Raw genomic sequence first — 20167 nt, 5'->3', positions numbered from 1 at the left:
GTCACCGGTGCCCGGTGTGCGCCACACGGCACCATCACCGGCCCGTCCCGGGCTGTCACCGGTATCCGCGACAATGGCTCCATGGCGGTGTGGGACGACCTGGTGGGTCAGGACAGGGCAGCGCAGCAGCTCATCGCTGCCGCGCGCGATGCCGACGCGTATGTGACGGCGGAGGCCGAGGCGCACGGCTCCGCCGACCTCTCCGGCTCCTCGATGACCCACGCCTGGCTCTTCACGGGCCCGCCCGGCGCCGGCCGGGAGCACGCGGCCCGCGCGTTCGCGGCGGCGCTCCAGTGCGTGAGTCCGGACCGGGCGCTGGGCGGCAGCCCGGGGTGCGGCTTCTGCGAGGGGTGTCATACGACGATGGTCGGCACCCACGCGGATGTGGAGGTCGTCCGCACGGACCTGCTGTCCATCGGCGTGAAGGAGACGCGCGCGCTGGTGCGCGGGGCGCAGATGTCGCCGTCGGGCGGGCGCTGGCAGGTGATCGTCCTGGAGGACGCCGACCGGCTGACGGAGGGCGCGGGGAACGTGCTGCTGAAGGCTGTCGAGGAGCCCGCGTCGCGTACGGTGTGGCTGCTGTGCGCGCCGTCGACGGAGGACGTGCTGCCGACGATCCGGTCGCGCTGTCGGCACCTGGCGCTGCGTACGCCTCCGGTGGACGCCGTGGCGGACCTGCTGGTGCGGCGGGACGGGATCGAGCCGGAGATGGCCGCGTTCGCGGCGCGGGCCACGCAGGGGCACATCGACCGGGCGCTGCGGCTGGCGACGGACGAACGGGCCCGTGCCAGACGGCAGGCGGTGCTCAAGCTGCCGACGCGGGTCGACGATGTCGGCAGCGCCCTCCGTGCGGCGCAGGAGCTGATCGACGCCGCGACGGAGGACGCCAAGCAGGTGGCCGAGGAGCTGGACGCCAAGGAGACCGAGAATCTGAGGGCAGCCCTCGGCGCGACGGAGGGCAAGCGGCTGCCACGCGGTACGGCGGGTGCGATGAAGGAGCTGGAGGACAAGCAGAAGCGCCGGTCCACCCGCACCCAGCGCGACTCGCTGGAGTTGGCCCTGTCGGACCTGACGGCCTACTACCGTGACGTGCTGGCCCGCCAGTTGGGCTCGGCCGTCGCCCTGTCGCACGACGAGGCGGCCGGCCCGATCGGGCAACTGGCCGCGACCTCGCGTCCGGAGCAGACGCTGCGCCGTATCGAGGCGGTGCTGGACTGCCGCCGGGCGCTGGACCGCAACGTCGCCCCGCTGCTGGCGGTGGAGGCGATGACGATGGCGCTGCGCGCGGGCTGACGCGCCACAGCGCCCCCCGCGGGCGACGGGCCGATGTCCGGCTGGGTACGCTCCCAGCACGTGCAGGACGGCGGAGGGATGCCCCATGAGTCAGTCACACGCCTCCCGTATCCGCTACGGGGGCGCGTCCCGGGTCCGCCACGGGAGCGCGGCGGTGCTCACGGCCACGGCCCTGCTGCTTGCCGGCTGCTCGAACGGGGATTCGTCCGGAGAGCCGGAGACCGACCCCTCCGCGAAGGGCACCCACGCGGGCGCCGACGCACCTCCGCTCAAGCCGCTGCCCGCGAAGATCCCCGACGATCTGCGCCCCTTCTACGACCAGAAGCTGTCGTGGCACAGCTGCGGCCCGGCCGAGTTCGAGTGCGCGACGCTGCGGGTGCCGCTGGACTACGACAAGCCGGGCGACGACCTCAAGGACGCCGCCGAGACCGTGGGCCTGGCGGTGACCCGCACCAAACCGCAGGACGGAAAGGGCAAGCCCGCGGGCGGTTCGCTGCACGTCAACCCGGGCGGTCCGGGCGGCTCGGCGATCGAGTACGTGCAGCAGTCGGCGGCCCTCGCGTATCCACCGCAGGTGCGGGAGCACTACTCGCTGGTCGGCATGGACCCGCGCGGGGTCGGCCGCAGCGAGCCCGTCGCATGCCTGAGCGACAAGCAGATGGACGCGTACACGCGGGTCGACCAGACACCGGACGACGCGAAGGAGACCGACGCGCTCACCGCCGCGTACGGGCGCTTCGCCGAGGGCTGCGAGAAGCGCACCGGCAAGCTCCTCGGCCATGTCTCGACGACCGAGGCGGCACGCGACATGGACGTACTCCGTGCGGCGCTCGGCGACAAGAAGCTCAACTACGTCGGCGCCTCCTACGGCACCTACCTGGGGGCCACCTACGCGGGCCTGTTCCCGCAGCGCTCCGGCCGGCTCGTCCTGGACGGCGCCATGGACCCCTCCCTCTCAGCGCGCCGGGTCAACCGGGAGCAGACGGCGGGCTTCGAGACGGCGTTCAAGGCGTTCGCGCGCGACTGCGTCGCCATGTCCGACTGCCCCCTTGGCACGGACGGCGTCAAGGAGGCCGGCAAGAACCTCAGCGCCCTCTTGGCGCGGGTGGACCGCAAGCCCCTCAAGACCGACGACCCCTCGCGCACCCTCACCGAGTCGCTGGCCACCACGGGCGTGATCCGCGCCATGTACGACGAGGGCTCCTGGCCCGGCCTGCGCGAGGCGCTGACGGCGGCCAAGAAGGGCGACGGGGCACCCCTGCTGGCGCTCTCCGACGACTACTACGAGCGCGGCCCGGACGGCTCGTACAGCAACATCATGTACGCCAACCCGGCCGTGAACTGCATCGATCTTCCCCCCGCCTTCTCCGGCGCCGCCGAGGCCCGCAAGTCCGTGCCCTCCTTCGAGAAGGCCAGTCCTGTCTTCGGCCGCGGCTTCGCCTGGGCGGCGCTGAACTGCGCCGAATGGCCGGTCGACCCCACCGGGGAACCCCACCGCATCGCCGCCAAGGGTGCCGACCCGATCGTCGTCGTCGGCACCACCCGCGACCCGGCCACCCCCTACCGCTGGGCCCAGGGCCTGGCCGGCCAGCTGACCCCGGCCCGCCTCCTCACCTACAAGGGCGACGGCCACACCGCCTACCTGCGCGGCAGCGACTGCGTCGACAGCGCCGTCAACGCCTACCTCGTCCATGGCAAGGCCCCCAAGGACGGCACCACCTGCGGCTGACCCCTCCCACCCCCGTCCCGACCACCCCCGCAAACCCTGTAGACTTATCGCCGCAGCGGCCCCCAAACTGGCCGCACGCACCATGCCGCCTTAGCTCAGTCGGCCAGAGCGACGCACTCGTAATGCGTAGGTCAAGGGTTCGATTCCCTTAGGCGGCTCTTCTGAAGCCCAGGTCACATCTTTAGTGACCTGGGTTTTTTCGTACTCGGGGTCGGGATCGGACGAGAAACCGGATGCATCCGCCGACATGACATGGATTCGGGCCCGGGCTTCACCCCTGTCCGACAGGCTTACCCGCTGGTCAGGGCGCGTGCGACGGCATCGGGTCGTCCGTGGGTCGGCAGTGGGGCGGCCCCGGACGGACATGTGGGGCGGAGTCTTCGGCACGGTGCCGAGGGGATGTGCCCCTGGACCGGCTCCGGCTCCGGCAACGGCTCCCGTGCTGGTCGGAGCCCTACCCCCTCGGAGACACCTACCCCCGCGTCGTCGGCGTCACCAGTCCCAGCTCGTAGGCCAGGATGACCAGCTGCACCCGGTCTCGTGCGTCCAGCTTTGTCAGCAGCCTGCCCACATGGGCCTTGGCCGTGGCCATGCTGATGTGCAGCCGCGTGGCGATCTCCGCGTTGGACAGTCCGCGGCCGACCAGGGTGAGCACTTCCCGTTCGCGGACGGTGACTCCCTCCACCGGTCGCGGGGGCGGTGGGGCATCGGGGCGGGCCGCGAACTCCGCGATCAGGCGGCGTGTCACGCTCGGTGCGATGAGGGCGTCGCCCGCGGCGACGACCTCGATCGCGGTGAGGATCTGGTCCATGTCCATGTCCTTGACGAGGAAGCCGCTCGCTCCTGCGCGCAGCGAGCCGTAGACGTACTCGTCGTCGTCGAACGTGGTGAGGACGAGGACCTTCGGTGGCGTGCTGGAGCACGCGGTGATCCGCCGGGTGGCCTCGATGCCGTTCATTCCGGGCATTCGGATGTCCATCACCACCACATCCGGCGCCGACTGGTCCGCGAGCCGCACCGCCTCCTCCCCGTTCGCCGCCTCGCCCGCCACCTCCATTCCGGGGCGGTCGGCGATCAGCACCCGCAGCCCGTGCCGGACCAGCGGCTGGTCGTCGGTGAGCAGCACCCGGATCATGTGACTGCCACCGGCAGCGGGAGGCGTGCCGCAACACGGAAGCCGCCCTCGGGGCGCGGTCCGGCCGTGAACTCGCCGTGCAGCAGCGCCGCCCGTTCCCGCATGCCGGTCAGCCCGTAGCCGGCCGCACCGGGCAGACCGGACAGGCCGCGGCCCTCGTCGGTGATCTCGATGGACAGGTCGCCCTCCCGGCAGTCGATGGCCACCCGGCAGGCGGGGGCGCCCGAGTGGCGGACCACGTTGGTGATCGCTTCCTGCATGATGCGATACGCGGACAGTTCGATATCCGTCGGCAGCGACCGTCGCTCCCCGCGCCACTCGATGTCCACCCGCACTCCCGCGTCCTGGGCCCGCTCCACCAGCACGTCGAGTTCGGCGAGCCCCGGCGCCGGGTCGAGTGGTGCGCCGTCCCCGGGCACCGTCTGCCGTAGCGCGCCGAGCATCCGGCGTAGGCCCGCCAAGGTGTCGCGGCTGGTGTCCTCGATGGCGGCGAGGGCGTTGCGGGCCTCCGACGGCTGGGTGCCGATGACGCGCCGACCCACCCCGGCCTGGATGGCGATGACGCCGATGCTGTGCGCCACCATGTCATGCAACTCCCGGGCGATCCGCAGCCGCTCCGCGACGACGGCCTGCTCGGCGGCTCTGGCCCGCAGGTCGGCTGTGTGCTGGTGGCGTTCGCGGACCGAGCGGCCGACCGTCCAGGCGGTGACCATCATCAGAGTCAGGAAGACCAGGGCGGTGAGGAATGACGAGGAGCCCTCCCGGTAGTAACCGGCACCCCCGATCTGCACGCCGAGCGCCACCAGCGCGGCGACGATCGCGGTCCGCCTCGACCGGGTGGCGGCGATCCATCCGACGGTGAGATCGGTGAGGACCGCCTGCAGGGACGCGATCTGCCATGCCTGCGTCTGCACGAGCGGCACGATGCCCATCACGCGCTGGCCCGCAGCCATCGCCGATTCCGCTCGGACGGTCGCCGCGAAGGAGACGGTGGACAGCAGCGCCAGGGCGGGCAGCGGCCGACGCAGTGCGAGGGGCAGCAGCAGGACGGCGAGCAGCGCGGCCGGCAGCAGGCGCATGCCGGTCAGTTCGCGACCGGTGCTCAGCACGACGATGTACAGCAGGAGGACGTATGCGATGCCTGAGCACCAGGCCAGGGCCTCGCCAAGGAGCGACCGCGGAGCATCCAGCGGGGCTTTCATGCGCCGATGATAGGTAAGCCGCCCGCACCTCGGCATTGGCCCACGGGCTTACTCCCACGGGCTACTTGCAGCCTTCCGATTGCGGCCGGTGGCCCGACGCCCGAGTGGGTCCCGTCCCGGCAGCGTGGACGACGTGATCGAAGCAACCGAACTCACCAAGCGCTACGGCAAGACCACCGCCGTCGACCGGCTGTCCTTCACGGTGCGCCCTGGCGTGGTCACCGGGTTCCTGGGCCCGAACGGAGCCGGGAAGACCACCACGCTGCGGATGGCCCTCGGGTTGAACCAGCCCACTGGCGGCACCGTCACCGTCGACGGGCAACCGTTCGGTGACCGCCCCCGCGGCCTGCGACACGTCGGCGCCCTGCTCGACGCCCACGACGTGCACGGTGGCCGCACGCCCCGCGCGCATCTGACGGCGCTGGCGGTCAGCAACGGCCTGCCGCGCAGGCGGGTTGCGGAGGTGCTGGCGGAGGTGGGCTTGGCAGACGCGGCCGGCCGTAGGATCGACGGGTTCTCCCTGGGGATGAAACAGCGGCTCGGGATCGCCGCCGCCCTGCTCGGCGATCCACCCGTACTGATCTTCGACGAACCGCTCAACGGCCTCGATCCCGAGGGGGTGCGCTGGATGCGCGGCCTCTGCAAGCAGCTCGCGGACGAGGGCCGCACCGTGCTCGTCTCCAGCCATCTGATGCGGGAGATGGAACAGACCGCCGAGGAGCTGATCGTGATCGGTCGCGGCAGGCTGATCGCGGCACAGGACCTGCGGGACTTCGCGGCCCGCAACACACAGCCGCGGGTGAGTGTCCGTACCCCCGACACGGATGTCCTCCCCGGACTGCTGACGGGCGAGGGCGCGAAGGTGCGGCGGGAGGGCGACGGGTCGTACACCGTGACCGGTCTGCCTGCGGAGCGCATCGGCGAACTCGCCTTCACACACCGGGTGCGGTTGTACGAGCTCAGCACGCAGTCGGCCTCCCTGGAGGAGGCGTTCATGGAACTCACCCAGGAGAGCGCCGAATACTGCGCAGGAGCTGCCCGATGACCGCAGTACTCGACAAGACGCCCGCCCGCCTTCCGGCTCGGGAATCTGCCCGGTTTCGTCATCTCCTCATCGCCGAGTGGATCAAGCTCTGGTCACTGCGCTCCACCTGTTGGGTGCTCGGTGTCGGCGCGCTGACCGTGATCGGCATCAATGTGAACTCCGCCGCCTCCAACGCGGACCGGCTGGCGCACCGGTCCCTGATGCCGCCGGAGCCGCCGCCGGGCGGTCCGGCCCGCCCCGAGCCGTTGTTCGATCCGCTGCACACGGCCTTCGTCGATCCCGCCTGGCAGCTGCTCGTGATCATCGCCGCGACGGTGGGAGGGATCGCGGTCTTCGGCGAACACTCCAGCGGACTGATCCGGACGACCTTCGCCGCAGTGCCCGACCGGCAGGCAGTGATCGCCGCCAAGGTGACGGTGGTGTCGGCGGTCATGCTGGCACTCGGCACGCTGGTCTCCGGCACCTCTTTCGGCGTAACCCAGATGCTGCTGAGGGAGTACGGTGGCCTGTCGCTCGGCGATCCCGGCGCGCTGCGCGCCGTTGCCGCAGCCGCTGTGCTGGCACCGCTGTGTGCGCTGGTGGGTATGGCGGTGGGGGCGGCCGTTCGGCACGCCGCCGGTTCCATCGTCACCGTCATCGCCCTGCTGTTGCTGATTCCAGCGCTGCTCCAGGGCGAGCGCTACCGCTGGGTCAAGGAAGTCGGCAACGCCATGCCGCTCAGTGCCTGGGAACGGCTGGTGACGAACCCGGAGCGGGCGCACGACCTTGGCAAGTACCCGCTGACGATCACCGAGGCCTGGATCGTCTACGGCGCGTGGATCACCGCGGCAGTGGCCATCGCGCTGCTCGTCGTACGACGCCGGGACGTATGACTGAAGCGGTGTTCTCCACATCTGTGCGCATGCACGAACGAGCCGGCGTGCGCACGCCGCGATGAAGAACAGAAGATAGGGCGACCTTTTCCGGCGGTCCGGCAGCGCTCTGGCCCGATGCCCGCCTCCGACTTCACCGTGCCGGCGAGGCAGCGTGCCGGCGAGGGAGGCGAGCAGCCGTCAGGGACCGGGGGGCCGGGTCGGCATGAGAGTGGTCTTCGGGGCGTACGCACCGGAACCCCTGGTGCCGTGGGGCGCCAGGGGGGTCGGGGGCCGGGGGTTCGCGTCAGGTCTTCGGCCGGTGCTTCTCAGAGCTTCACGGTGTCCTGGGTGCGGCGGCCGGTGAGCAGGAGCAGGGCGATCAGGAGTATCTGGCAGCCCGTGATCAGGGCCTGGGTCGCGGGGGTGTGCACGTTCAGCAGGACCATCGTCGTGTTGACGGCGAAGTGCACGGCGATCGAGGCGAGGATGCCGGCGCGCTCGTAGGCGCAGGTGACCAGCATGGCCATGGGGATGTTGCCGACGGCGAAGAGCACACCGCTCGGGGTGGCGAGGCCGAGGTCGTTCTGGACGGTGCCGTCGATGAAGAACAGCGGCAGGTGCCACACGGCCCAGACGACACCGAGCACGAGAGCGATCTGGAAGCGGCCCATCGTGGCGCGCATCCGGGGGTAGGCGGTACCGCGCCAGCCGGGCTCCTCGGAGAGCGGACCGGAGATGATCATGCTCACCAGGAACGCGGCGGGGCCGCCCATGTCCTTCATGACGTCTTGTGCGTCCGACCAGCTCAGCGTGGTGTCGCCGGCCGCGTGCCCGAGCGCCGCGGCGGCCAGTACGGCTCCCGAGGCAGCGAGCATCAGCAGCGGCGCCTGGAGCAGGGCCGCCGGGCGGAAGCGGACCGCGTGTGCCGGGACCGGCTCACCCCGCCGCTTGCGCCGGACGCGGATGACCAGGGCGCCTGTCAGCGGGCCGAAGGCGCCGAGCAGGAAGGGGGTGTAGGTGGGTGTGCCGGGGGTCGCCGGTCCGCCGAGGCCGATCGCCGTGCCCCAGCATGCCCAGCTTACCCCGAAGGTGATGACCATGAAGAGCGTCAGGTCGGTGCGGCGGCGATCGGGATGCGCGGGGGTTGTGGGACGCGTGGGGGTCGCGGGGGTTGTGGGGCTCGCGGGGTTTGCGGTCACAGGTGTGTGTGTTGTGGGCATGCCAAGCTGACCTTTGTGTGAGCGTCGTGCGGTGAGAGGGAGGAGAGAGCGGAGCCGTCCGGGAGAGCTGGAGGTCAGGACGAGGTGAGCCGTCCGCCGGCGGATGTCTCACAAGCGGCCCCGGCCAACTGGCGGGTGAGCCACTCGGCGACGAGGTCGAGCAGTTCGGGGTCGACCGGATCGCGCAGCAGGCGACGGTAGTTGTTCAGGGTGGGACGTCCGGGGTCGCGCCGCAGGACGTGGGTGAGGCCGTCGACGCGGTGGGTCTCCGCGCCGCCGGGGACCAGCCGGGCGATCTCCTTCAGGTCGTCCGGGTCGACCTGAAGGTCTTTGTCGCCGGTGATGGCGAGGACCGCGGCGTCGACGGCGGCGAGGTCGCCCCGGGTGTCGTGGGCGAGCATCTCCCGCAGCCAGCGGGCGTTGACCTTGGCTCCCGCCACGCGCGCCACATCCGTACGGGTCTTCTTCACTCGTGCGAGTATCTGGCCGCCCAGTGCTCCCAACGGCCGGCGCAGCAGCCGAACGGGAGCCGGCATGCTGCCGACGAGCGAGCGACCCTGCCAACGGAAGGCGTTTTCGCCCAGGTCGGCGAAGCCTGCCAGCAGCACCACGGCCCGAACGTCCGTCCGGGCCGTCCGGGCCGTCCGGGTCGTCCCGGCTGCCAGGGCCATGGCATGCAGCGAGCCCTCGCTGTGGCCGATCACACCGATCGCGTCCGCGCGGATGTCGGCCCGGTCCGCCACAGTGCGCACGGCCGCCGCGGCGTCCCGGCGATTGTCGGTGAAGCCGGCGGCCCGCCAGTCGCCGGGGGTGGCGCCGGTCCCGCGCCGGTCATGGCGCAAGGTGGCGATCCCCCGCGCCGCGAGGGCGTCGGCCACCGGCCGCGCCAGGTTCATGTGGAGCTTCGGGGTGTTGCCGTCGCGGTCGAGCGGGCCGGAGCCGTGCAGCAGCAGGACGGCCGGATGCGGGCCGGGGCCGGCGGGCAGCGTCAGGGTGCCGGCCAGTGGGGTCCCGTCGTCCGCGGTGACCGTCATGTCGATGTCGGGCAAGGCTCCGCCTCTTTCGTCGCACGCTCGGGCGTTCGTTCTCAACTTCGAGAACGTTATCAGATGTGAGATCATGACGGCATGGCAACCGCGAATCTCCTCCTCCACCCGGTCCGGATGCGCATCCTCCAGACCCTGGTCGGCGCCGGTGAACTGACCACCGCACAGCTCCGGGAACGCCTTCCGGACGTCGCACCGGCGACCATGTACCGGCACGTCGCGACGCTCACCAAGGCCGGCATCCTGGAAGTGGTCCAGGAAAGGCCCGTACGCGGGACGGTCGAACGCAGCTACCGGGTCCGGCAGGACGAGGCCCTCGTCGACGAGGAAGCCCGCGCCGAGATGACCAAGGACGACCACCGGCAGGCCTTCACCGTCTTCACCGGGGCGATGATGGCCGACCTCGACCGCTACCTCTCCCGCGACGACGCCGACCCTCCGCGCGAAGGCGTCCTCTACCGGCAGGGGGCGGTGTGGGCGACCCCCGAAGAGTTCGCCGAACTGGTGGAGGAGCTGGAGGCACTGGTCGCCCGCCGTACGGGGCACACCCCCGGCGACGGCCGTGTCCGGCACATCATCAGCCTCGCCCTGGTACCCGACAAGGCGACCGGGGAGGAGGGCGAGGTCCCCTGAGCCCGCTGAGTTCGCTGCGGCCAGTGCGGTCGGTGGGGTCACTGCGGCTGGTGCGGCTGGTGCGGCTGGTGCGGCTGGTGTGGCCGGTGCGGCCACTGCGGTCGGTGTGGCCGGGCCGGGTGGCTTCGGGGTAGCAGGGATCGGGGGGTGGGGGAAGGGGGCGACGGCTGTCGATCTTGCAGGTGGTTTGCGCGGTTCCCTGCGACTTCGCTTGATTGTGCGCGCCGTACGGGGGCTCCACGCTTGTGGTGTACCGCACGAGGGCTTCCGACTCCCGTGTCGGTGCTGTCGATTTCGGCCTGCACGCACCCGGACGGCTTCCGTGTGCGGGGGCCGGACAAAGACCGGTTCCTGTCTTTCGAGTTCGAGCAACTGCTGCGGCGCAGCACCGTGCTGCCGTGACGGCGCCGTAGGCGAGGACCCCATTCCCCAGGCCGCCTGGTCGGTTCAGGAGGAGCGCCATGCGTACGTCAGTGACGGATCCTTTGCTCCAGCCTTTCACCCTGAAGAGCCTCACTTTGCGCAACAGGGTGGTCAGTACGTCGCACGAACCGGCGTTCGGAGAAGGCGGGCTGCCCCGGGACCGGTACCGGAGGTACCACTTGGAGAAGGCCCGGGGCGGGGTGGGGCTGACGATGATCGGGGGTTCGGCGGTCGTGTCGCCCGACAGCCCGCCGTCGTTCGGCAATCTGCTGCTCTACCGCGACGATGTGGTGCCCTGGCTCCGGCGGTTGGCCGACGACGTGCACGCAGCCGGGGCCGCGGTCATGTGCCAGGTCACCCATCTGGGACGGCGCACCAGCAACTACGCGGGCGACTGGCTGCCCGTCCTCTCGGCGTCGCCGTTGCGGGAGCCCGCCCATCGGGCCTTTCCGAAGGAGGCCGAGCCGTGGGACTTGGACCGCATCGTGCGGGACTACGCCGACGCGGCCGCGCGCTGCGCGGAAGGCGGGCTGGACGGGATAGAGATCCAGTCGTACGGGCATTTCCTGGACAGCTTCCTCTCCCCGGCGACCAATGAACGCAGCGACGCATTCGGTGGGAGCCTGGCGAACCGACTGGCCTTTCCGCGGCGGGTGATCCGGGCGATCCGCTCCGCGGTCGGCGACGCATTCATCGTCGGTATCCGGATGTCGATGGACGAGGACCGGCCGGGCGGGTTGGCTCTCGACGAGGCGCTGGTCGCGGCCCGCAGGTATATCGAGGACGGCATCGACTTCGTCAGCACCGTCCGGGGCTCGATCGAGAGCGACGCGTCCTTGGCGAGGGCGATTCCGTCCATGGGGACGCCCTCGGCGCCCTTCCTGGAATTCACCGCCGGGATCAAGCGCGCACTCGATGTCCCGGTGATGCACGCGGGCCGTATCGCGGACGTCGCCACCGCACGGCATGCCGTGCGGGAAGGCCTGCTCGATCTGGTCGGTATGACGCGGGCCCAGATCGCCGATCCTCATCTGGTGGCCAAGGTGGCGGCCGGCGCCGAGGACCGTGTCCGGCCCTGCGTCGGCGCGAGTTACTGCCTCGATGCGATCTACGACTCCGGTGACACCAAATGTGTGCACAACCCGGCCACGGGGCGGGAGCTTCAGCTGCCGCACACGGTGGCGCGCGCTGCCGAGCGGAAGAAGGCGGTGGTCGTCGGCGCTGGGCCGGCCGGGCTGGAAGCGGCTCGGGTGCTGGGCGAACGCGGGCACGAGGTCGTCGTCCTCGAGGCGGGCGAGCTGCCCGGTGGCCAGATACGCATCGCCGCCGCGAACAGCCGGCGACGGGACCTCCTCGGCATCGTCGACTGGCGCGTCGACGAGTGCAAGGTGCTCGGCGTCGAGCTGCGGCTCGGGGTGCTGGCCGAGGCGGCGGACGTGCTCGCGGAGGACCCCGACATCGTGCTGATCGCCACGGGCGGACTGCCCGATGTCTCCGTCCTCGCGGAGGGCGCCGAGGTGGTGGCCGACACCTGGGATGTTCTGGGCGGAGCCCTGCGCCCCCGGGGACGGGTGCTGGTCTACGACGACAACGGCGCCTATCCGGGCCTGGACGCGGTGGAGGTGCTGGCGCGCCAGGGCGTCCCGGTCGAGTACGTGACGCCGGAGCGCACGCTGGCCCCCGATGTGGGCAGCATGAATTCCCCCGCCTATCTGCGGGTCTTCGCCGAGCACGAAGTGAACACCACCCTGGCGCACCGGCTGCGGTCCGTGCGCCGCGCGGAGGGCGGGCGCCTGGTCGCGACGCTGCGCAGCGAGTACGCGGATACCGAGGCGGAGCGCGTCGTGGACCACGTGGTGGTCGAGCACGGGACGTTGCCCAACGCGGATCTGTACCGGGACCTGCTTGCCGGGTCGAGCAACCACGGCCGACTGGACCACCGCGCGCTGCTGGCCGGCGCTCCGCAGCGGGAGGTCGCCGATCCGGCGGGCCGCTACCAGCTGTTCCGCATCGGGGACGCCGTCACCAGCCGCAACATCCATGCCGCGGTGCTCGACGCACTGCGGCTGTGCCTGCCGATGTGACCCGGAACCGCGGACCGCACCATCGAGAGGGGAAGAGCGTGACAGCACTGGCACTGGTGAACACCGAGTCGGCCGAGAACGCACGGACGTGGAGCGCGGTGACGCGGCGGGTCGCCGGCCGCAGTCTGGAGGGGCCGTTCTACACCGACCGGGACTTCTTCGACCTCGACATCGCGGCGATCTTCGCCCGACAGTGGATCTTCGTGGCCGTGGAGGCCGAGCTGCCGGAGCCGGGCGATTACGCCACGGTGGAGGTCGGACCGTACTCGGTGATCGTCCTGCGGGACGACGAGGAGGAACTGCGGGCGTTCCACAACGTCTGCCGGCACCGTGGCGCCCGCATTCTGGAGGCGGGGAACGGTTCGGTCGGAAACCTGGTCTGCGGCTATCACAAGTGGACGTACGGAACGGACGGCGCGCTCCGGCACGCCCCGTCGCAGCCGCCGGGGTTCGACCGCGGCTGCTTCGGCCTCAAGGCGGTGCATGTGCGCAGCGTCGGCGGGCTGGTGTTCGTCTGTCTCGCCGAGGAGCCGCCCGCCGACTTCGCCGAGGTCGCCGCCCGCGTCGAGCCGTACCTTCTCCCGCACCAGCTGCGCCGGGCCAAGGTGGCGGCCCGCACCGACCTCGTCGAGGAGGGCAACTGGAAACTGGTGATGGAGAACAACCGGGAGTGCTACCACTGCGACGGCCACCCCGAGCTGCTGCGCTCCTTCTTCCCCACGTACGGCTACACCGAGGAGAACCTGCCCGCGCGGCTGCGTCCGGCGCACGAACGCTATCTGCGGGCCGACGCCGAGATGCGGGAGACGTACGAGAGGCTCGGTCTGCCGTACGCGCTCATCGAGGAACTGGACGGCCGCACCACCGGTTTCCGTATCCAACGGGACGCGCTCGATCTGGCCGGTGAGTCGTTCACCCCGGACGGCACAGCCGCATGCCGGCGGCTGCTGGGCGAGCTGCCCACACCACGGCTCGGGCATCTGGCCCTGCATCTGCAGCCCAACTCGTGGTTCCACGTACTCGGTGATCACGCGATCACCTTCAGCGTCCTCCCTCTCGCCCCGGACAGGACGCTGCTGCGCACCACCTGGCTCGTCCATCCGGAGGCCGAGGAGGGCGTGGACTACGACCTGGAGACGCTGCTCAAGGTCTGGACGGCGACGAACGAGCAGGACGCGCGCCTTGTCGCCCGTGCTCAGCAGGGTGTCCGCAGCCCGGCGTACGAGCCGGGCCCGTACGCCGAGACGGAGTACCAGGTCGAGGCGTTCTGCGCCTGGTACATCGACCGCCTCCGTGAGGAGTTGCAGCGATGAACGACGTACTCACCCTCCCCGGCCCCGACCTCTCGCGGTCGGCCACGGCGCTCGGCGAGGAGGACGGCGCCGTCGACCAGGTGCTGGTCTGCAAGCGGATCCACCAGGTCACCGCCGATATGAAGACGTTCGTCTTCGAGCCGACCGGGCCAGGTCTGTTCCGGCACGACCCGGGCCAGTACCTCGCGTTCACCTTCGACATCGACGGCCGGGAGAGCAACCGCTGCTACACGCTCTCCTCCCCGCCGTCCCGTCCCGACCTCGCCGCGATCACCGTGAAACGGGTGCCGGGGGGACGGGTCTCGAACTGGCTGCACGACCAGCTGACCGTGGGGGACGTGGTCCGCGCCCGGGGGCCGCTGGGCCGGTTCTCGACGGTCCGGCACCCGGCGCCCGCGTATCTGTTCCTCTCGGGCGGAAGCGGGGTGACGCCCCTGCTCTCCATGACCAGGACGCTGTACGACCTCGCCGCACCGGTGGACGTGGTCTTCGTGCACAGCGCCCGCACCCCCGAGGACATCCCCTTCCGGCACGAGCTGGAGATGTTCGCGGCGACCTCGCCGAACATCCGGGTCACCCACGTCTGCGAGGACGACGGGGCGCGGGAACGGTGGAACGGCTACCGGGGCCGCCTCACCCTGGGCATGCTGCGGGAGATCGCTCCGGACTTCCGTACGCGCGAAGTGTTCACCTGCGGCCCACCGGGCTATATGCGGGCGGTGCGCAAGCTGCTCCTCGGGGCGGGTCTCCCGGAGGGCCGCTACCACCAGGAGAGCTTCGAGGCCCCGGCGCCGCCGTCGGGCCAGGCCCCGCAGCCGGGCTCTGGGCCCGCCCCCGCCCCTGCCCCTGCCTCTGGCCCGGGTTCGGGCGCGGGTCGGGGTACCGGGTTCACGGTGGAGCTGACCCGCAGCGGGACGACCATCGAATGCGACGCCGGCACCCCGGTGCTGGAGGCCGCGGCCCGAGCGGGCCTCACCCTGCCTTCCTCCTGCGGGCAGGGCCTGTGCGGCACGTGCCTGACGACCCTTGAAAAGGGGTCGGTCGACATGCGGGACAACGGCGGTATCCGTCCCCGGGACCGGGCACGGAACAAGATCCTGCTGTGCTGCTCAACGCCGTTGGAGGACCTGGTGATCGACGCCTGAGACGGGCAACGTCCGCCGCCGGGTCCGGCGCCGCGCGGAGATGGTGGTGAGGCAGCAGGTGACCGACAGGGCGAGGACGCCCAGGGCCGTGCCCGTCCAGCTGAGTCCGGTCACCGCGTCGGTGAGCGGCATCCAGGTGGTCAGCAGCCCGACAGCGACAGCGGGTGCCCCGGAGCCCAGGTAGAAGAGCAGATACAGCGCCGCCCCCACCCCGGCGCGCTGTCCGGCCGGTGTGCGGGCGTCCACCGCCCTGGCGGCGCCGCTGAAGGCCGCCCCGTGTCCGGCGCCGGCGAGGACGGCGGAACCGAGCGTGGCGGGAAGGGAGGTGGCTCCGGTGGTCGCGAGCAGCAGCAGGCTTGCGGTGAGCGCGGCGACACCGAACTGCTGGGCGGTGTGCGCGACGCGGCGCGCCCCGACGAGTTGCGACAGCAGGGAGCATGCCAGGACACCTCCCAGCACCGCACCGCTCAGGGCCGGGTTGTCGTGCAGGGTCCGCTGGAGGAGTGCCGGGAGGCCGGGCCGCACAGCAGCAGCGCCGGTCCGCTCACCAGCGCGAACATTGCGAACAGCAGGGTCATGACCAGGTCGTCGAAGCCGAACAGCCGCTGGTAGTCGGGGTAGAGCGGACTGGGGAGGTAGGCGCCCGCGGTCAGCACCACCACGAGGAGTCCGGCCGTGCGTACCGCCTCGCGGTCGGCCCGCCCCTCCTTCCGGCCACGGCGGGGGGCACGCGGAGCTCCCGGTATGTGTTCCCTTCCTGCACAGCACGCTGTTCAGCCACGTCAGCCAGTGTGCGGGCGACAAGAGGAGAAGAAAATCAAACGGTCTTCGGATCAACCGTGCAAACTGTTCGCATGATTGATTCCCGGCTCCGCATCCTGCAGATGGTCGCCGAGCACGGCACGGTGACCGCTGCGGCCCGGGTGCTGCACTACACGCCCTCGGCCGTCTCCTACCAGCTGCGCCAGCTCGCCGCCGAGGTCGGCGCGGAGCTGGTGGTGCAGCAGGGCCGGGGCATCCGGCTGACGAACGCGGCCCGCGTACTGCTGCGCCACGCGGAACGCCTTCACGAGCAGTGGGAACTCGCCCGCGCCGAGTTGGCCGCCGTGGGGACCGAGCCCACGGGCCAGATCACGCTCTGCGGCTTCTCCACCGCCGCCAGCCGGCTGCTGCCGCCCGCCGCGGCCGGACTCCGCGACACCTATCCGCACCTGACGGTCCGGATCATCGAGGCCGAGCCGGACCGCTGCTTCGATCTGCTGCTCTCGGAGGAGGCCGACCTCGCGCTGCTGGTGGTCACCGCCGACTCGCCGCCGATGACCGACCACCGCTTCGACCAGCGGCCCCTGCTGGACGACCCGCTGGACCTGGTGGTGCCGCGGGACCACCCGCTCGCCGGGCAGCAGCGGGTGACCCTGGCCGACGCCGCTCGGGAACCGTGGATCCTGGGCAATCCGGGCACCACCTACCACCAGTTGGTGCTCACCGCCTGTATGAGCGCGGGCTTCACCCCGCACATCGCCCACTACGCGGACGAGTGGGACACCGGTACCGCGCTGGTCGCCCACGGCTTCGGCGTGATCCTCGTACCCCGTCTGGCGCAGTTGCGCGAGGACTCACCGCTGGCGCGCCTTCCGCTCCACGGGGAGCCGGCTCCGGCCCGCCGCATCATGTCCGTCACCCGGCCAGGGGCCCGGCAGATCCCCACTCTGACCCGCGCGCTGGAGACCATCACCGCGACCGCCACCCAGCTGCTGCCGCGACAGTGACCGGGGCCGTCCGACGGACGGAGCGGCCCCGCGCCACCGACGTGGTCTCGCGCTGTCGACCCGGCCTCGCGCTGTCGACCCGGCTCCGCGCTATCGGCGCGGCCACACCCCCTCGACGGCTCCCTCCACCGCGGAGTGCAGCACGTCACCGGAGCGGTCGCCGTCGGTACCGGTCTGGGAACGGGGCGAGGTGCCCTGGCCGTTGCGGGCGGACGGCACCGCCGCGGCGCCCGGCAGCAGCTGGGCGGCCAGCAGGGTGGACAGGGCGGAGGTGTCGCCGCCGGCGTTGCTGTCGGTCCGCAGGACGACGGGCCGCGGAGCGCGGCCGGCGAGGGCGGCTCCCACCTCCAGCCGCCGCCGTGCCAGTTCGTACTGCAGCACGGCCCGGTTGTCCCGGTACGCCTGGGCCAGCCGGCGCTGGGCCCGCGCCTCGTTCTCGGCGGCGATCAGTCCGCTGCGTCCCCGCGTCTCGATCTCGAACCGCACCTTCTGCGCCTGCGTCTCCTGCTCCTCCAGCAGCTGGGCGACCTGCTCGCGTGCCTTGTTGAGCGCGGCCTTGACCTCGACGAGCCGTGCGTCCCGCACCTTCTTCGCCCGTTCGATGTCCATCTGGAGGCTGTCGATGCGGCGCTTGCGGGTGAGGCCCCAGTCCTGCTCGTAGGCCGTGTACTCCTTGGCGACCCGTTCGCGGGTGGCCAGGTGCTGCTGGTACTGCGTGGGCAGCTGGACGTCCGGGATGTTGGCGCCGGTGATGCGTACGCCGTAGCGGGAGAGCTGGCGGTTCAGCAGGTCCTGCATGTCGGCGACGTCCGAGCCGCGCAGATCGTAGGCGCGCTCGGTCCGCACCCGGCGACCGCGCTGCCGGATGGCGTCCTGGACGGCGCTGGAGAGGACGAGGTCGAAGTTGCCCGCGCCGATGGTGCGCACGAACAGTACGGCGTCGGTGATGCGGAACTTCAGGAAGAAGTCGATGGCGCGCAGCGGCACGTTCTCCTGCGTCGGGCAGGCGACGACCGGCGCCGAGTACGGAATCTCGGTGGCGGTGTCCACCACGAAGTCGACGCGGGACCAGGGGTGCCACAGATAGTGCCGGCCCGGGTCCAGGGTGCGGACGATGGCGCCGTACCGGGTGAGGATGCCGGTGGTGCCCTGCTCGATCTCGACGATCGAGGAGCGCCACCACCACAGCGCCCCTGCCACCAGGAAGACCAGGCCGAGGATGTAGCCGGTGACGGCGAAGGCCTCCCAGGCCGCGCCGCTCGCTCCGCCGTCGCCGCGGGCCGTGGCCATGAGGCCGCTGGTCACCGCGAGCAGCCCCAGCCAGAACGGGACCATCCACCAGACGCGGCGGCGGTGCCGCGGGATGATGACCGGCACGAGGGTGCCGGCCTCACCGCCGCGCAGCAGATGCGGGATGTCGCTCCAGGGCGCCACCTCCTCCGTGATGACGGACCTGTGGTTCGCGCGTGCGCTGCTCACTGACCGGCCTCCCCGTCCTGGTTGTTCTCCTCGTGCTGGTGGGCCTGCGCCTGCGCGTGCCCCGCGCCCGGGGCGGAAGCGCCCTCCGGGGCGGAAGCCGCGCCCGGGGCGGGGGTGCCACCCGGGGTGGTCGTGTCGGTCGTGTCACCTGGGGCGGTGGGTGCGCCTGCCGGGACCGTCGGCTGCTCGGCCTCCCGCAGCGCGCTGATCTCCGCCTCCCGCTCCTCGATCCGCGCGGCGACCTCGGCGAGCCGCTCCCGTACGGCCGCCACGTCCTGCGCGGAGAACAGCTCGGTGTCCCGTTCGCCCACCAGTTCGCGGGCCAGCGCCAGGAAGTCGACACCGGCCGCGGCGCCGTTCCCTGCGCCGTCCCCGCCGCCGACCCGGATCAGCCGCGGCAGGTGGTCGGCGACCTGCTCCAGGGTGTCGAGCACCTGCTGCTCGTAGCGGTACTCCAGGATCTCGGGGGCCTCGGCCGCCGTCACCGCGCGGATGTCCAGGGCCTGCGCCTCCAGCAGCGCCGCGTTGGCCTTCGCCTCCGACTCGGCCTGGACGTAGCGCTGGCGGGCCAGTGCCTCGGCACGGTTGGTCTCACGTTCCACGGCGGTGTCCATCTGCGCCTGGTACTGGGCGATGTCGGCCTGGATGGCGGACAGCTCCTCCTGCCGGGTCGCCAACTCCTTGCTCAGATCGCCCTCGTCCTGCTCCTTGCGCAGTTGGAGCGCGTACTCGTGGGTGTACGCCTCCTTGGCGACGCGCACCATCTCGGGTGCGGCCAGGTCCATCCGGTAGCCCCGGTCGGAGGGCTCGGCATGGGTGATGTTGGCGTTCGTCAGTTCGACGGCGGGGCGGAACTGCTGGTTGAGCTGCTCCAGCAGCCGCCCGGTGTCCTCGCCCACCATGTCGTAGATCCCGGCGGCCTCCTGCTCGTAGATGAGGCTGCGGATCGTCTCGCTGACCGCGTTGCCCAGCTTCTCCTCGAAGCCGCGCACCGCGCCGAGCGTGTAGACGAACTCCACCGGGTCGCTGATCCGGAACTGGATGAACAGGTCGATGGACGCCTTCACCCCGCCCCGGGTCGGTGCCTCGCGCACGGGCGCGTTGAAGGGGTACTCACGGGTGGTGTTGAGGATGTACGAGACGCGCTTCCACGGGTTGAGCAGGATCACCCTTCCCGGGCCCACCACCTGTTCGAGCTTGCCGAACCTGGTGATCAGCGCCTGGCAGCCGTCGGGGACCATCACCATCCCCTGCCGCCACCACACGAACGCCACCGCGCCGATCGCCAGCACCCAGTAGTGCACTCCGAACAGCGGGTTGGTCAGCGCGCTGCTGTCGGTGAAGGACGAGAGGGCGGAGGTGATCGCCAGCCCGACCGCCCCGACGACCAGCAGCATCGACACCGGCAGCATGCTCAGGAACGAACGGCCGCGCGGCAGCACCATCGGGCAGATGGTGTGCACCTTCTGCAGCCCCTCGCGGCTTTGACCGCTGTGGTTCAGTTCCTCGCCCGCCTCGTCCAGCGGAACGGACGTCTGCTCCATCACCGTCTCGATGGAGCCGCCCTGCTCCCGTGCGGCGGGGAAGTCGGACGGGTCCATGCCGTCCTCGCGCAACTGGTCACCGGCGTCTTCGGCGCCTCCTTGGGAGCGCCGTCGCACCTCTTCCTCCGCCGCCTCACGTGCGTCGCTGCCGGAAGCGACAGCACGGGCAGCTCTGCGCACGCTCTCACGAGCACTTCCCGCGCGCCGCGGACCCTGTGCCATGGGTTCCCCCCTTCGTGTGCCGGACGACGGC

Annotated in this window: 18 protein-coding genes and 1 tRNA gene; 11 read left to right on the top strand and 8 right to left on the bottom strand. The window is 71.3% G+C overall.

Annotation, left to right across the window (positions count from 1 at the left end):
• Positions 1-81: 81 nt before the first annotated feature.
• From KBY19_RS14245 to KBY19_RS14235, 3 genes are all read left to right on the top strand, one after another.
• The gene (locus KBY19_RS14245) at positions 82-1293 is read left to right on the top strand and encodes a DNA polymerase III subunit delta' (RefSeq protein ID WP_210965895.1); all 1212 of its coding nucleotides are present in this window, start codon (positions 82-84) and stop codon (positions 1291-1293) included.
• Positions 1294-1378: 85 nt separating this feature from the next.
• Complete coding sequence (locus KBY19_RS14240) at positions 1379-3022, top strand: alpha/beta hydrolase (RefSeq protein ID WP_210965894.1); 1644 nt, start codon at positions 1379-1381, stop codon at positions 3020-3022.
• 84 nt (positions 3023-3106) lie between these two features.
• Positions 3107-3180: transfer RNA gene (locus tag KBY19_RS14235), tRNA-Thr, on the top strand.
• Positions 3181-3494: 314 nt separating this feature from the next.
• Here KBY19_RS14235 and KBY19_RS14230 read toward each other — a convergent pair.
• Positions 3495-4157, bottom strand: coding sequence for a response regulator transcription factor (locus KBY19_RS14230; RefSeq protein ID WP_210957406.1), 663 nt, complete (start codon positions 4155-4157; stop codon positions 3495-3497).
• Entirely contained in the window at positions 4154-5359 is a 1206-nt protein-coding gene (locus KBY19_RS14225; protein WP_247690974.1) for a sensor histidine kinase, read from the bottom strand. Before KBY19_RS14225 ends, KBY19_RS14230 begins: the two co-directional genes overlap by 4 nt.
• A 133-nt stretch (positions 5360-5492) precedes the next feature.
• On the opposite strand from KBY19_RS14225, the gene KBY19_RS14220 reads away from it, so the two are divergent.
• Together KBY19_RS14220 and KBY19_RS14215 are read left to right on the top strand one after the other, a co-directional pair.
• Positions 5493-6404 carry an ABC transporter ATP-binding protein gene (locus KBY19_RS14220; RefSeq protein ID WP_210965892.1) on the top strand — a complete coding sequence of 304 codons (912 nt, stop codon included), beginning with the start codon at positions 5493-5495 and terminating at the stop codon, positions 6402-6404.
• Positions 6401-7276 (top strand): ABC transporter permease, encoded by an 876-nt coding sequence (locus KBY19_RS14215; protein ID WP_210965891.1) that lies wholly within the window; start codon positions 6401-6403, stop codon positions 7274-7276. Before KBY19_RS14220 ends, KBY19_RS14215 begins: the two co-directional genes overlap by 4 nt.
• A gap of 308 nt (positions 7277-7584) precedes the next feature.
• On the opposite strand, the gene KBY19_RS14210 is transcribed toward KBY19_RS14215, so the two are convergent.
• Positions 7585-8358 carry a CPBP family intramembrane glutamic endopeptidase gene (locus tag KBY19_RS14210; protein ID WP_185019468.1) on the bottom strand — a complete coding sequence of 258 codons (774 nt, stop codon included), beginning with the start codon at positions 8356-8358 and terminating at the stop codon, positions 7585-7587.
• A gap of 194 nt (positions 8359-8552) precedes the next feature.
• Complete coding sequence (locus tag KBY19_RS14205) at positions 8553-9527, bottom strand: S9 family peptidase (protein WP_210965890.1); 975 nt, start codon at positions 9525-9527, stop codon at positions 8553-8555.
• A gap of 78 nt (positions 9528-9605) precedes the next feature.
• Here KBY19_RS14205 and KBY19_RS14200 point away from each other — a divergent pair, with 78 nt between their 5' ends.
• The 5 genes from KBY19_RS14200 (at position 9606) to KBY19_RS14185 (ending at position 15122) form a co-directional block, all read left to right on the top strand.
• Entirely contained in the window at positions 9606-10157 is a 552-nt protein-coding gene (locus tag KBY19_RS14200) for a helix-turn-helix domain-containing protein (protein WP_210957409.1), read from the top strand.
• A 276-nt stretch (positions 10158-10433) separates the two neighbouring features.
• Positions 10434-10559, top strand: coding sequence for a hypothetical protein (locus KBY19_RS37225; RefSeq protein WP_282103021.1), 126 nt, complete (start codon positions 10434-10436; stop codon positions 10557-10559).
• A gap of 59 nt (positions 10560-10618) precedes the next feature.
• A complete protein-coding gene (locus KBY19_RS14195) occupies positions 10619-12664 on the top strand; it encodes an NADH:flavin oxidoreductase (protein WP_210965889.1) in 2046 nt (681 codons plus the stop codon).
• 38 nt (positions 12665-12702) lie between these two features.
• Positions 12703-13977 (top strand): aromatic ring-hydroxylating dioxygenase subunit alpha, encoded by a 1275-nt coding sequence (locus KBY19_RS14190; protein WP_180289722.1) that lies wholly within the window; start codon positions 12703-12705, stop codon positions 13975-13977.
• Positions 13974-15122 carry a hybrid-cluster NAD(P)-dependent oxidoreductase gene (locus tag KBY19_RS14185; protein WP_210965888.1) on the top strand — a complete coding sequence of 383 codons (1149 nt, stop codon included), beginning with the start codon at positions 13974-13976 and terminating at the stop codon, positions 15120-15122. The genes KBY19_RS14190 and KBY19_RS14185 overlap by 4 nt, the downstream gene beginning before the upstream one ends.
• Here KBY19_RS14185 and KBY19_RS14180 read toward each other — a convergent pair.
• Positions 15087-15647, bottom strand: a complete 561-nt coding sequence (locus KBY19_RS14180; RefSeq protein WP_247690972.1) for a hypothetical protein — start codon at positions 15645-15647, stop codon at positions 15087-15089. The two genes, KBY19_RS14185 and KBY19_RS14180, sit on opposite strands and share 36 nt — an antisense overlap.
• Complete coding sequence (locus KBY19_RS36475; protein WP_247690971.1) at positions 15590-15784, bottom strand: hypothetical protein; 195 nt, start codon at positions 15782-15784, stop codon at positions 15590-15592. The genes KBY19_RS14180 and KBY19_RS36475 overlap by 58 nt, the downstream gene beginning before the upstream one ends.
• A gap of 192 nt (positions 15785-15976) precedes the next feature.
• Here KBY19_RS36475 and KBY19_RS14175 point away from each other — a divergent pair, with 192 nt between their 5' ends.
• Positions 15977-16891 carry a LysR family transcriptional regulator gene (locus tag KBY19_RS14175; protein WP_210965887.1) on the top strand — a complete coding sequence of 305 codons (915 nt, stop codon included), beginning with the start codon at positions 15977-15979 and terminating at the stop codon, positions 16889-16891.
• 90 nt (positions 16892-16981) lie between these two features.
• Here KBY19_RS14175 and KBY19_RS14170 read toward each other — a convergent pair whose 3' ends face one another.
• Both KBY19_RS14170 and KBY19_RS14165 read right to left on the bottom strand, forming a co-directional pair.
• Positions 16982-18370 (bottom strand): SPFH domain-containing protein, encoded by a 1389-nt coding sequence (locus KBY19_RS14170; RefSeq protein ID WP_099883265.1) that lies wholly within the window; start codon positions 18368-18370, stop codon positions 16982-16984.
• Positions 18367-20136 carry an SPFH domain-containing protein gene (locus KBY19_RS14165; protein ID WP_099883266.1) on the bottom strand — a complete coding sequence of 590 codons (1770 nt, stop codon included), beginning with the start codon at positions 20134-20136 and terminating at the stop codon, positions 18367-18369. The genes KBY19_RS14170 and KBY19_RS14165 overlap by 4 nt, the downstream gene beginning before the upstream one ends.
• Positions 20137-20167 lie beyond the last annotated feature (31 nt).

Origin of the sequence: Streptomyces sp. B15, from assembly GCF_018070605.1 — a bacterium.
GTDB lineage: Bacteria > Actinomycetota > Actinomycetes > Streptomycetales > Streptomycetaceae > Streptomyces > Streptomyces smyrnaeus.
The sequence above is the reverse complement of the archived record's forward strand: the minus strand, read 5'-3'. Positions and strand labels throughout refer to the sequence as shown.

Coding starts and splice junctions, on each gene's coding strand:
- KBY19_RS14245 (WP_210965895.1), top strand. CDS start 82: ATGGCGGTGTGGGACGACCTGGTGGGTCAGGACAGGGCAGCGCAGCAG.
- KBY19_RS14175 (WP_210965887.1), top strand. CDS start 15,977: ATGATTGATTCCCGGCTCCGCATCCTGCAGATGGTCGCCGAGCACGGC.
- KBY19_RS14225 (WP_247690974.1), bottom strand. CDS start 5,359: ATGAAAGCCCCGCTGGATGCTCCGCGGTCGCTCCTTGGCGAGGCCCTG.
- KBY19_RS14195 (WP_210965889.1), top strand. CDS start 10,619: ATGCGTACGTCAGTGACGGATCCTTTGCTCCAGCCTTTCACCCTGAAG.
- KBY19_RS14240 (WP_210965894.1), top strand. CDS start 1,379: ATGAGTCAGTCACACGCCTCCCGTATCCGCTACGGGGGCGCGTCCCGG.
- KBY19_RS14215 (WP_210965891.1), top strand. CDS start 6,401: ATGACCGCAGTACTCGACAAGACGCCCGCCCGCCTTCCGGCTCGGGAA.
- KBY19_RS14165 (WP_099883266.1), bottom strand. CDS start 20,136: ATGGCACAGGGTCCGCGGCGCGCGGGAAGTGCTCGTGAGAGCGTGCGC.
- KBY19_RS14200 (WP_210957409.1), top strand. CDS start 9,606: ATGGCAACCGCGAATCTCCTCCTCCACCCGGTCCGGATGCGCATCCTC.
- KBY19_RS14230 (WP_210957406.1), bottom strand. CDS start 4,157: ATGATCCGGGTGCTGCTCACCGACGACCAGCCGCTGGTCCGGCACGGG.
- KBY19_RS14185 (WP_210965888.1), top strand. CDS start 13,974: ATGAACGACGTACTCACCCTCCCCGGCCCCGACCTCTCGCGGTCGGCC.
- KBY19_RS14210 (WP_185019468.1), bottom strand. CDS start 8,358: ATGGTCATCACCTTCGGGGTAAGCTGGGCATGCTGGGGCACGGCGATC.